The following is a 12,290-nucleotide window of genomic DNA, read 5'->3' as shown; positions in this document are numbered from 1 at the left end:
TGCGCAGCAGTCGTAAATCCGGATTACGCTGTAAGCCAGACAAACCGCGTTGACTGAATTGGCGACTGCTGCGCAGCCGAACGCAGGCTTCGCCAGCTGCTACAAGTCCGCGCCTCCCCCCCCCCGTTAACCTTAAGTTACAAAACCTCCCGCCGATTTGAGCTATACAGAGACAGCGCCGAATAGTGGCTATCTGCTGTCGACCCGCGCCTGCCAATAAAAATAAGAAATCAAAGGGAGACTTCCAGTGAAGAGCTTGCTCTATCCCGCCGTCGCGCTGATGAACCGCCTGAGCTTTGGCATGAAGTTCAGCCTGATCAGTGTGCTGTTCCTTGTGCCGATGCTGGTGACCAACTTCTATCTGGTGCGCGATTCCTATCGCGAATTCCAAGGCACTCGAGTCGAACTGCAAAGCCTCGACCTGCTGGGCAGCAGCCTGGCGTTACGGCGCGATCTGGAAACCCTGAACAACCTGGTGCAGATCAACGTCACCCTCGGTCAGTCCGGCAAGGCCGGCAATGTCGAGTCGCAGATCAGTACCCTGGGGCAAAGTGTGCTGACCCGTTTGCAAGGGCTGTCGGCGATGACCGCTGACCCCGAGCAAATCATGGTTTTCGATGGCAAACGCGATGAAATGATCGCCGCGTTCAAGGCCCAGCAAGCGGAAAACTCCCTGCAAAGCAAAAGCGCGATGATCGGCAAGTTGCTCGGGAACGCGCAAATTTTCAGCCAGATCATCGCCAGTCAGGCCGGCCTCAGTCGCGACACCCAGAGCGACATGCGCCAGCTCAGCGAACTCATCACCAACGTCACCCCGCCCGTGACCCAGCTTCTGGGTGAAGGTCGGGCGACGGGCTCTTTTTCGCTGGGACAAGGCTTTCTCAACTCGGCATCGAGTACCCGTTTTGATGAGTTGCTGGCGCAGATCGAAAAACTGCAGGCCGAATATTCTCTGAAGTTGCAGGACGCGCTGGGCTCCAGCAAAGCGGCACGTGAAACCCTGGCCGCTCAGGCCGATAGCAGCAAGGCGTCGTTGAAAAAGGTCAGTGAACTGATCGAAGAGCAGGTGGTGATGGCCGACACGCTGGATGCGCCGTGGCAGGGCTTTTACGATCAGGTCACGGGCCTGATGGACCAGACGTACCAACTCAACGAAGCCACGCTGAAGTTTCTCGGCAACCAGCTGCAGCAGCGACTGGAGAAGAACCGCACCCATATGGTCTTGCAGACCGTGGCGCTGTCGGTGGTGTTTGTGTTGATTTTTTACCTCTACGGCGGCTTCTACGCCTCGACCCGCACCACCCTCAAGCGTCTTGGCGCGGTGATGGACAAGGTCGCGGCCGGCGACATGACGGTGACCTTCAGCGCCAACAGCCGGGATGAACTGGGCGAGTTGGGCGAGGTGTTCAATGGCACCGTGAAGAAAATCCATGACCTGATCGAGCGGGTCGGCCAGACCGTCAGTGAGGTCGAGCGCCAGGCCGGGCAGGTGGAGAACGTTTCCGCCCAGAGCAACCAGGCGGTGGCGGGACAGCGCACTCAGATAGAGCAGGTCGCCACGGCCATGAACCAGATGTCGGCCACCTCCCTTGAGGTTGCACGCAGTGCCGCGGCAGCGGTCAGCAGCGCCCACAGCGTCAACGACGAGACCATCAGCGGTCGCGGACTGGTGGAATCACAGCAGGGCAGCATCGCTGCACTGGCCAGTGAGATCGACCAGTCGGTGCTGGTGATCAATCAACTGGCCAGCGACAGCCAGTCCATCAGCCGCGTGCTGGAGGTGATCAAAAGCATCGCCGAACAAACCAACCTTCTGGCCCTCAACGCCGCCATCGAAGCCGCTCGGGCCGGTGAGCAGGGGCGTGGTTTTGCGGTGGTGGCGGACGAGGTCCGGACCCTGGCCAAGCGCACCCAGCAATCGACCGAGGAAATCGAACAGATGATCGCCAAGCTGCACAGCGGTGTCGGCGCTGCGGTGAAGGCGATGGGGACCAGTCATCAGATGGCCAACGGCACGGTGGGGCAGTCGGAAAAGGTTCAGCAAGCGCTGGAAAATATCCTCGGTGCCGTCGGTATGATCGTCGACCAGAACCAGCAAATCGCCGCCGCGGTAGAGCAGCAGACCGCCGTGGCCCATGACATCGACCAGAATATTGTCGAAATCAACCGTGCCGGTGAGCGTACGGCCGAAGGTGCTCATCAGACCGAGGATGCGAGTCGTGCGTTGTCGGCTCAGGTGGTGGAATTGAAGCAGTTGATCAGCGCGTTCCGGGTCTGAAACCACCCCGGCACACCTGTGGGAGCGAGCCTGCTCGCGAAAGCGGTCTGTCAGTCGACATCAATGTTGAGTGATAGACCGATTCGCGAGCAGGCTCGCTCCCACAGGTTTTTATGCTCCGTCTGTAGTATTTGTTCCCTTCTCAGGCTGGCAATGTCCGATTTTCCTCCGTCTTCTGGTTTTTGGTCTTTAATGGAGGAAGATCAATCACTTGGACCCGCCCTGAGGAGGCTTGGTAATGTCTGCTGCAACGATTGGAATCCAGGGGCACTGCGCTCATTGCGGGAGCACACTCCTGCTCAAACCCTGGCAACTCAACGCCATAGCGATCAATGAAGCGTTCACGTGTTCCAACTGCCAGAAAGCTTTGCAACTGAACGATCCGAAACAGATCAAGCGCTTCAAGTCCCTCGACTCCTTGGCATTGCTGCGGGCGAGCACGTTGGTCATGGTTTGCACCGCGTTGCTGGTGGCGTTGGTGTTGGAGTGGATCGGGATGTTCAGCGTCGTGGAGCAACTGAATTTTTCGCTGTTGGCGATTTTCGCCTATTTCGCCGTCATGCGGTTTGCCCGGCACCGGCAACACATGACGCTGACACTGGAAGCCGCCAAGGCCCACGCCGACTAGTCACCAGTTGAACAGCTCACAAGCATTGGCAGTGCTGGCGGCGGCCAATTGCTCAGGGCTGATCGCCATGATCCCGGCCAGTGCCGAGCAGATCGCCGGCAGATGCGCCGGACTGTTGCGTTGGCCGGGGAACATGGCGGGCGCCATGTCCGGCGAGTCGGTTTCCAGTACCACCGACTCAAGCGGCAATTCGGCAAGCACGCGATGCATTCGTAGCGCTTGAGGCCAGGTCGCGGCACCGCCCAGGCCCAATTTGAAACCGAGCTTGATGTATTCGCGGGCTTCTTCTTTGCTGCCGGCGAAGGCATGAATGATCCCCGCGCGTTTCAAGCGAAACCGTTTAAGCGTGGCAATCACCGCCGCGTGGCTGCGTCGCACATGAATCAGCGCCGGAAGATTGAACTCCGTCGCCAGTTGCAGTTGCGCATCGAACAGTACCTGTTGGCGTTCACGGTCCAGGCTTTCGATAAAATAATCCAGACCGATCTCGCCCACCGCGCACAACTGCCGATGACCCGCCAACCGGGTCAGCCAATCACCCAGCTCGTGTAAGTCTTCAGGGCGATGATCATCCAGATACACCGGATGCAGACCGAATGCCGCATGCAGGTCGGGATCGCTTTGCACCAGATCCCAGACGCGCTGCCAATTGCCCCGATAAACCCCCAACACCACCATCCGCCGCACCCCGAGGGCGCGGCTCTCGGCCAACAACGCGGTGCGATCCTCGTCGAAGTCCGGAAAGTCCAGATGAGTGTGGCTGTCGATCAGCTCCACGTTTCAGTCCTGGCGAATACGCTGCTTGAAGGTCCGCGCGATGGCCTGCACGCCGGGTCGGTAATCCGATTGCTCGATGGCGGCCAAGGCCAGTTCCAGCGCTTTGTCGGCGATAAGCTGATGCTGCTGGGCCATGGCGTTGACCGGCAGCGGCAGGAAATCCAGCAGCTGCGTGTCGCCGAAGGTGCCGAGGCGCAGCGGGCGGGTTTTGAGCGGGAAGTCGTGCAAGGCATCGAACACGCCCTGAAGCAGCACGTAGGACGTGGTCACCAGCGCATCCGGCAAATGGCCCAGACGCTGTAGCAGTTCTTCCATCAACTGTTTGCCGCACTCACGGCTGAACGACTCGCCATGTTCGATCAGCACTTCGCCTTTGAACCCGTCCAACGCTTCTTTGAAACCGCCCGCCCGCTCCTGGCTGATGCTCAGTTCGGGGCGTGCGCCGATCAGTGCGATCTGCTTGGGCAGCGGCTCCAGTAGACTACGGGTCAGTTGCAGGCTGGCTTCGCGGTCATCACTGATTACCGAACAGAAATGCTCAGGCTCCATGACCCGGTCGATCGCGATGATCGGAATGCCTTTGGCCTGCAATTGGCGATAGCTGTCATCGCCGGCCGGCAGACAACTGGCAACGATTAACGCATCGCAGCGCCGGGCCCGGAACAGTTTCAGCAATTGCCGTTCGCTGTCCGGCGCATCGTCGGAACTGGCGATCAGTAGCTGATAGCCGCGAGCGCGGGCGCCTTGTTCCAGCAGTTTGGCGATTCGCGCGTAACTGGGGTTTTCCAGGTCCGGCAGAATGAAACCCAGGGTGCGGGTATGCCGACTCCGCAGCCCGGCAGCCTGGGGGTTGGGCGTAAAGCCATGTTGTTCGACGACCGCGCGCACGCGCTCGACGGTGGCACTGCTGATACGTTGTTGTTCTGCCTTGCCATTGATGACGTAGCTGGCGGTGGTAACGGACACACCGGCCAACTGGGCGATATCACTGAGTTTCAACCCGGGTTTTCCTTGTTTTTTCGAGCTTGCCCGACATTTTCGCCAATCCTACCCGATTCAGGCAGGCGACCATCGTCGCGACGCATCCGACAATTGGGCTTCAAGGATGAGACATTATCGAGTAACGTGCCAATCATTCTAGATTAAACGTTTCAGCAAGCGTATTTTCTACGTTATAGGCTCCTTTGACGGTTCTGCCGCGAAACCGCCAAAAGTTGTGATTAAGGGCCTAAGCTGAATCATTCAAAACAATACCTGGCGTCACAAGACGCCAAAAAGGAGAAAGCATGCTCGAGCTCACCATAGAGCAGATATCCATGGGCCAATCGGCTGTGGATAAGTCCGCAGCGTTGCACCTGCTGGCCCAGCATCTGGTCGCCGATGGCCTGGTGGCCGAGGGTTATCTCGCCGGGTTGCAGGCACGCGAAGCCCAGGGCTCGACCTTTCTCGGTCAAGGTATTGCCATCCCCCACGGTACGCCGGAAACCCGCGATCTGGTGTTTTCCACCGGCGTGCGGCTGATGCAATTTCCTGAAGGCGTGGACTGGGGCGACGGTCAGATCGTCTACCTGGCGATTGGTATTGCGGCCAAATCCGACGAACACCTGCGCTTGCTGCAACTGCTGACCCGCGCCCTCGGCGAAACTGACCTGGGCCAGGCCCTGCGTCGCGCCAGTTCCGCCGAAGCCTTGTTGAAACTGCTGCAAGGCGCGCCGCAAGAACTGGCGCTGGATGCACAGATGATCGGCCTCGGTGTGTCCGCCGATGACTTCGAAGAGCTGGTCTGGCGCGGTGCGCGTTTGCTGCGTCAGGCCGATTGCGTGAGCAACGGTTTCTCCGCCGTGTTGCAACAAGTCGATGCGTTGCCCCTGGGCGATGGCCTGTGGTGGTTGCACAGCGAGCAAACGGTCAAGCGCCCGGGCCTGGCCTTCGTCACGCCAGACAAACCCATGCGTTACCTCGGCCAGCCGCTCAGCGGTCTGTTCTGCCTGGCCAGCCTCGGTGAAGCCCATCAAGCCTTGCTCGAACGCCTTTGTGCGTTGCTGATCGAAGGTCGCGGCCACGAATTGGGTCGCGCCACCAGCAGCCGTAAAGTCCTCGAAGTCCTGGGCGGTGAGCTGCCAGCCGATTGGCCCAGCGCTCGCATCGCGCTAGCCAACGCCCACGGCTTGCACGCACGTCCGGCGAAAATCCTCGCGCAGCTGGCGAAAAGTTTTGAAGGTGAAATCCGCGTACGCATCGTCGACGGCCAGGACAGCGCGGTGTCGGTGAAGAGCTTGAGCAAACTGCTCAGCCTCGGCGCTCGTCGCGGTCAGGTGCTGGAATTTGTCGCCGAACCGAGCATCGCCGCCGATGCCTTGCCAGCCTTGCTGGCCGCCATCGAAGAAGGCCTCGGTGAAGAAGTCGAGCCGCTGCCAGCCGTGAGCCAACAGCGCGAAGTGATCGCCGATGTGGCCGAAGTGGTCCTCGCGCCAGCCTCCGGCAGCCTTGTTCAGGCCATCGCCGCCGCACCGGGCATCGCCATCGGTCCGGCGCACATTCAAGTGCTGCAAACCATTGAATACCCGCTGCGCGGTGAGTCTGCCGCGATCGAGCGCGAGCGCCTCCAACAGGCGTTGGCGGACGTGCGTCGCGACATCGAAGGTCTGATCGAGCGCAGCAAGTCCAAGGCTATTCGCGAGATTTTCATCACCCACCAGGAAATGCTCGACGACCCGGAATTGACCGATGAAGTCGACACCCGTCTCAAACAGGGCGAAAGCGCCGAAGCGGCGTGGATGGCGGTGATTGAAGCGGCGGCCAAACAACAGGAATCGCTGCAGGACGCCTTGCTCGCCGAGCGTGCCGCCGACTTGCGTGATATCGGCCGTCGAGTGCTGGCGCAACTGAGTGGCGTCGAAACCCCGAGCGAGCCGGAGCAACCGTACATTCTGGTGATGGATGAAGTCGGTCCGTCCGACGTCGCCCGCCTTGATCCGGCGCGTGTCGCCGGCATCCTCACCGCCCGTGGCGGCGCCACCGCACACAGTGCGATTGTTGCCCGAGCCCTCGGTATTCCGGCGCTGGTCGGCGCCGGCCCGGCCGTGTTGCTGCTGGCGCCGGGTACGCCGTTGCTGATTGATGGTCAACGCGGGCGCCTGCACGTGGACGCCGACGCGGCGACCTTGCAGCGCGCCACCGAAGAGCGCGATACCCGCGAGCTGCGTCTGAAAGCGGCCGCCGAACAACGTCATCAACCGGCACTGACCACTGACGGTCATGCCGTCGAAGTGTTTGCCAACATCGGCGAAAGCGCTGGCGTGACCAGCGCGGTGGAGCAGGGCGCCGAAGGCATTGGCCTGCTGCGCACCGAACTGATTTTCATGGCCCACTCGCAAGCGCCGGACGAGGCAACCCAGGAAGTCGAATACCGTCGCGTCCTCGATGGTCTGGCCGGTCGGCCGCTGGTGGTACGTACTCTCGATGTCGGTGGCGACAAACCGCTGCCGTATTGGCCGATCGCCAAAGAAGAAAACCCGTTCCTCGGCGTGCGCGGTATTCGCCTGACCCTGCAACGTCCGCACATCATGGAAGCGCAGTTGCGCGCGTTGCTCCGTGCGGCGGACAACCGTCCACTGCGGATCATGTTCCCCATGGTCGGCAGCGTCGACGAGTGGCGCCAGGCGCGGGACATGACCGAACGTCTGCGTCTGGAAATTCCGGTTGCCGACCTGCAACTGGGGATCATGATTGAAGTGCCGTCGGCTGCATTGCTGGCGCCGGTGCTGGCCAAAGAGGTCGACTTCTTCAGCGTCGGCACCAATGACCTGACCCAATACACTCTGGCCATCGACCGTGGTCATCCAACCTTGTCGGCCCAGGCGGACGGCTTGCACCCGGCGGTGCTGCAACTGATCGACATCACCGTGCGTGCGGCGCATGCCAACGGCAAGTGGGTCGGCGTGTGCGGCGAGTTGGCGGCCGATCCGCTGGCGGTGCCGGTGCTGGTCGGTCTCGGTGTGGACGAGCTCAGTGTCTCGGGTCGCAGCATTGCCGAGGTCAAGGCGCGCATTCGTGAACTCAGCCTGGCGCAGACCAAAATCCTTGCCCAACAGGCCCTGGCCGTGGGCAGCGCAAACGAAGTGCGCGCATTAGTGGAGGCCCTGTAATGGCCAAGATCCTGACCCTGACCCTCAATCCGGCGCTGGACCTAACGGTCCAGTTGCCGCTACTTGCCCCCGGCCAAGTCAACCGTAGCGATGAGATGCACGCCCACGCCGCCGGTAAAGGCGTGAACGTGGCACAGGTGCTGGCGGACCTCGGGCATCAGCTCACGGTCAGCGGTTTCCTCGGGGAGGACAACCTTCAAGCCTTCGAAACCCTGTTCGCCAAACGCGGGTTTGTCGACGCGTTCATCCGTGTTCCCGGTGAGACGCGCAGCAACATCAAACTGGCGGAAAGCGATGGACGCATCACCGACATCAACGGTCCCGGACCCTTGGTGAGTGAAGCCGCGCAGCAGGCGTTGCTTGATCGACTTGATCAAATTGCGCCCGGTCATGATGCGGTCGTCGTTGCCGGCAGCCTGCCCCAAGGCATCAGCCCTCAATGGTTGCAGGCGTTGATTGTGCGTTTGAAAAATCTCGGTTTGAACGTGGCGCTGGACACCAGTGGCGAAGCCCTGCGGGCCGCGCTCAACGCAGGGCCGTGGCTGATCAAGCCGAACACCGAAGAACTGGCCGACGTGTTGGGCTGCGAGGTGGTTTCGGTGGCAGCGCAAGCGCAAGCCGCGAGCCGCTTGCATGCTCACGGCATCGAGCACGTGGTGATCTCCGACGGCGCCGATGGCGTGAACTGGTTCAGTGTCGGCTCGGCGATGCATGCCACGCCGCCCAAGGTCAGTGTCGTCAGCACGGTGGGCGCGGGCGATTCGTTACTGGCCGGCATGCTCCACGGTTTGCTCAGCGCCGACACGCCTGAACAGACGTTGCGCACCGCCACGGCGATTGCCGCGATGGCGGTCACCCAGATCGGTTTCGGTATAGGCGACGCCACGCAGTTGGCGCGGCTCGAACAGGGTGTGCGCGTGCGCCCCCTGACAGAACAATAAGAGGGTTTGTCATGAAGTTAGCCATTGTTACGGCCTGCCCGAACGGCATGGTCACCAGTGTGCTGTGCGCCCGCTTGCTTGATGCAGCGGCCCAGCGTCAGGGCTGGAGCACCAGTGTCGAAGTCAACGATGCCGCGCACCCTGAACGCCAATTGTCGGCGGCCACGATCGAGGCGGCCGAGTGGATATTGCTGGTGACCAGCGCTCCTGTGGATATGTCGCGATTCGTCGGCAAGCGGGTGTTCCAGAGCACTCCGGCGCAAGCCCTGCAAGATGTTGAAGCGGTGCTGCGTCGCGGTGCTGAAGAGGCTCAGGTTTACGTCGCGCCCGAAGCCGTGGCCGAGCCTGCCGCCCTCGTAAAAAACGCCCCGCGTCTGGTCGCGATTACCGCGTGCCCGACCGGCGTCGCTCACACCTTCATGGCCGCTGAAGCCTTGCAGCAAGCGGCCAAGCGTCTGGGCTACGACCTGCAGGTGGAAACCCAGGGCTCGGTCGGTGCGCGCAATCCGTTGAGTGCAGCGGCGATTGCCGATGCGGACGTGGTGCTGCTGGCCTGCGATATCGAAGTCGCCACCGAGCGTTTCGCCGGCAAGAAGATTTACCGTTGCGGCACCGGCATCGCCCTCAAGCAAGCCGAGGCGACGCTGAACAAAGCGTTGGCCGAAGGCACGCAGGAAACCGCTTCGAGCGGTGCCAAAGGCCCGGCCAAGCAAGAGAAAACCGGTGTCTACAAACACCTGCTGACGGGCGTGTCGTTCATGCTGCCGATGGTGGTAGCGGGCGGTCTGATGATCGCCTTGTCGTTTGTGTTCGGCATTACGGCGTTCAAGGAGCCGGGCACATTGGCGGCGGCGCTGATGCAGATCGGCGGCGAGACCGCGTTCAAGTTGATGGTGCCACTGCTGGCGGGTTACATCGCCTACTCGATCGCCGACCGTCCGGGCCTGGCGCCGGGGATGATTGGCGGTCTGCTGGCAAGTACTTTGGGTGCCGGTTTTATCGGCGGGATCATTGCCGGTTTCATCGCCGGTTATGCGGCGCAGGCGATCAACCGTTATGCGCGCTTGCCGCAAAGTCTTGAGGCGCTGAAACCGATCCTGATCATCCCGTTGCTGGCGAGTCTGTTCACCGGTCTGGTGATGATCTACGTGGTCGGCAAACCGGTGGCCGGGATGCTCGAGGGCCTCACGCACTTCCTCGACAGCATGGGCACCACCAACGCGATTCTGCTCGGTGTGTTGCTGGGGGGGATGATGTGCGTCGACCTTGGCGGGCCGATCAACAAAGCCGCGTATGCGTTCTCGGTGGGGCTGTTGGCGTCGCAAAGTTATGCACCGATGGCCGCGACCATGGCGGCTGGCATGGTGCCGCCGATTGGTCTGGGCATCGCTACGTTTATTGCGCGGCGCAAGTTTGCTCAGACCGAACGCGAGGCTGGTAAAGCGGCGTTGGTCTTGGGGTTGTGCTTCATCTCCGAAGGTGCGATTCCGTTTGCCGCGAAAGACCCGCTGCGGGTGATCCCGGCGAGCATTGCCGGTGGTGCGCTGACCGGTGCGTTGTCGATGTATTTCGGCTGCAAACTGATGGCGCCGCACGGCGGATTGTTCGTGCTGGCGATCCCGAATGCGATCAACCATGCGCTGTTGTACCTGCTGGCGATTGTGGCCGGGAGTCTGCTGACAGCGGTGGCGTATGCGGTGCTCAAGCGGCCGGAAGCGGTCGAGCTGGCACTGGAACCCGCCAACGCCTGACACCCCACCGCACTACTGTAGGAGTGAGCCTGCTCGCGATGGCTGCTTAACATTCAATAGATAAGTTGACTGTTACACCGCTATCGTCGGAACGCCGCCCGGAGCCGGCTCACTCCCACAGGGTAAGGCGGTGTCACACCGGTTTCATGGGCATGTGCTTAAGTTTTCCTTTTCAGGGAGAGCACCATGAGCGAATTCGACCTCGGTCGCCGTCGTGTCATACAAGCCGTCGGCGCCGGGCTGTTGTTGCCAGGCCTGGCGCCGGCGGTGATTGCTTCGGTCAAGGATCGTCCGCAACTCACCGATGGCGTGCAGTCCGGCGACGTGCTGGGCGATCGGGCGATGATCTGGAGTCGTTGTGATCGTCCGGCGCGCATGGTGGTGGAGTGGGACACTCGCAGTCTGTTCACCAACCCCCGTCGTTTTGTCTCGCCATTGGCCGACTCCACTACCGATTTCACTGCCCGCGTCGAACTCACTGGCCTGCCCGCCGACCAGGCGATTTTCTACCGCGTGCTCTTCGAAGACGCCCAGAGCGGCGTCGCCAGCGAGCCCTGGTTCGGCCATCTGCGCAGCGTGCCGCAAACCCGTCGTGACATCCGTTTTGTCTGGAGCGGCGACACCGCCGGCCAGGGCTTCGGCATCAACCCGGACATCGGCGGCATGCGCATCTACGATGCCATGCGTTTGCGCCTGCCAGACTTCTTTATCCACAGCGGCGACACCATCTACGCCGACGGCCCCATACCTGCGCAGCTCACCACAGAAAGCGGCCGCGTGTGGCGCAACATCACCACTGAAGCCAAGAGCAAAGTCGCCGAAACCCTCGACGACTATCGCGGCAATTACCGCTACAACCTGATGGACGAAAACATCCGCCGCTTCAACGCCGAGGTCCCGCAGATCTGGCAGTGGGACGATCATGAAGTGGTGAACAACTGGTCGCCGGGCAAGTCGCTGGATGATCGCTACAAGAGCAAAGATATCCACAGCCTGGTCGGTCGCGCGCGTCAGGCCTGGCTCGAATACGCACCGATGCGGTTGCAGAGCGCCGATGATGGCGGGCGGATTTATCGCAAGCTTGGCTATGGGCCATTGCTTGATGTATTCGTGCTCGATATGCGCAGCTATCGCGGGGCCAATGACGCCAACCTGGGTGCCGCTAAACCGTTCCTCGGACGTGAACAGCTGGACTGGCTCAAACGTGAGTTGAAGGCTTCCAATGCCCAGTGGAAAGTCATCGCTGCTGATATGCCGATCGGCCTCGGCGTATCCGATGGCGAAGTCAGCCCCGGTGTGGCGCGGTGGGAAGCCGTGGCCAATGGCGATCCGGGACCGGCCCAGGGGCGAGAACTGGAAATCGCCGAATTGTTGGGTTTTCTGCGGGCGCAGCAGGTGCGCAATTTCGTCTGGCTGACGGCGGATGTGCATTACTGCGCCGCGCACCATTACCACCCGGACCGTGCGGCGTTTCAGGATTTCGAACCGTTCTGGGAGTTTGTCGCCGGGCCTTTGAATGCGGGGAGCTTCGGGCCTGATTTGCTGGATAAAACCTTTGGCCCGGAAGTGGTGTTCGAGAAAGCACCGCCGGCACAGAACACCTCGCCGTTTGCCGGGTTTCAGTTTTTTGGTGAGGTAAATATTGATGGGCAGACGGGGGAAATGAGTGTGGTGTTGCGGGATCTGGATGGGGTTGGGGTGTTTGAGCAGAAGCTGCAGCCGGTTTGATTGTGCGAGTCTTCAAAGGCCACCCCTCACTGTAGAGAC

At 61.2% G+C, this 12,290-nt stretch carries 8 protein-coding genes; 6 read left to right on the top strand and 2 right to left on the bottom strand.

What is annotated here, in order from left to right:
• Window positions 1-247: 247 nt before the first annotated feature.
• Both VD17_RS30465 and VD17_RS30460 read left to right on the top strand, forming a co-directional pair.
• Window positions 248-2,278, top strand: coding sequence for a methyl-accepting chemotaxis protein (locus VD17_RS30465; protein ID WP_046057072.1), 2,031 nt, complete (start codon window positions 248-250; stop codon window positions 2,276-2,278).
• A gap of 238 nt (window positions 2,279-2,516) precedes the next feature.
• A complete protein-coding gene (locus tag VD17_RS30460; protein WP_046057071.1) occupies window positions 2,517-2,906 on the top strand; it encodes a hypothetical protein in 390 nt (129 codons plus the stop codon).
• Here the strand turns inward: VD17_RS30460 and VD17_RS30455 are convergent, their stop codons facing one another.
• Together VD17_RS30455 and cra are read right to left on the bottom strand one after the other, a co-directional pair.
• Window positions 2,907-3,683 carry a TatD family hydrolase gene (locus VD17_RS30455; protein WP_046057070.1) on the bottom strand — a complete coding sequence of 259 codons (777 nt, stop codon included), beginning with the start codon at window positions 3,681-3,683 and terminating at the stop codon, window positions 2,907-2,909.
• Window positions 3,684-3,686: 3 nt separating this feature from the next.
• Entirely contained in the window at window positions 3,687-4,682 is a 996-nt protein-coding gene (cra, locus tag VD17_RS30450; RefSeq protein WP_033058102.1) for a catabolite repressor/activator, read from the bottom strand.
• 287 nt (window positions 4,683-4,969) lie between these two features.
• Between cra and ptsP the strand changes: the two genes are divergently transcribed.
• The 4 genes from ptsP to VD17_RS30430 all read left to right on the top strand — a co-directional run bounded on the left by ptsP (window position 4,970) and on the right by VD17_RS30430 (window position 12,251).
• Window positions 4,970-7,831 (top strand): phosphoenolpyruvate--protein phosphotransferase, encoded by a 2,862-nt coding sequence (gene ptsP / locus VD17_RS30445; protein ID WP_046057069.1) that lies wholly within the window; start codon window positions 4,970-4,972, stop codon window positions 7,829-7,831.
• On the top strand, window positions 7,831-8,772 hold the full coding sequence (gene pfkB / locus VD17_RS30440) for a 1-phosphofructokinase (protein WP_046057068.1): 942 nt from the start codon (window positions 7,831-7,833) through the stop codon (window positions 8,770-8,772). Before ptsP ends, pfkB begins: the two co-directional genes overlap by 1 nt.
• Before the next feature lie 11 nt (window positions 8,773-8,783).
• A complete protein-coding gene (locus VD17_RS30435) occupies window positions 8,784-10,523 on the top strand; it encodes a PTS fructose-like transporter subunit IIB (protein WP_046057067.1) in 1,740 nt (579 codons plus the stop codon).
• 186 nt (window positions 10,524-10,709) lie between these two features.
• Window positions 10,710-12,251: an alkaline phosphatase D family protein gene (locus tag VD17_RS30430; protein ID WP_046057066.1), complete on the top strand. Its 1,542-nt coding sequence runs from the start codon at window positions 10,710-10,712 to the stop codon at window positions 12,249-12,251.
• Window positions 12,252-12,290 lie beyond the last annotated feature (39 nt).

The organism is Pseudomonas fluorescens, from assembly GCF_000968015.1.
GTDB lineage: Bacteria > Pseudomonadota > Gammaproteobacteria > Pseudomonadales > Pseudomonadaceae > Aquipseudomonas > Aquipseudomonas fluorescens_W.
This window is presented reverse-complemented; position numbering and strand designations above follow the sequence as displayed.

Coding starts and splice junctions, on each gene's coding strand:
- VD17_RS30460 (WP_046057071.1), top strand. CDS start 2,517: ATGTCTGCTGCAACGATTGGAATCCAGGGGCACTGCGCTCATTGCGGG.
- ptsP (WP_046057069.1), top strand. CDS start 4,970: ATGCTCGAGCTCACCATAGAGCAGATATCCATGGGCCAATCGGCTGTG.
- pfkB (WP_046057068.1), top strand. CDS start 7,831: ATGGCCAAGATCCTGACCCTGACCCTCAATCCGGCGCTGGACCTAACG.
- VD17_RS30435 (WP_046057067.1), top strand. CDS start 8,784: ATGAAGTTAGCCATTGTTACGGCCTGCCCGAACGGCATGGTCACCAGT.
- VD17_RS30430 (WP_046057066.1), top strand. CDS start 10,710: ATGAGCGAATTCGACCTCGGTCGCCGTCGTGTCATACAAGCCGTCGGC.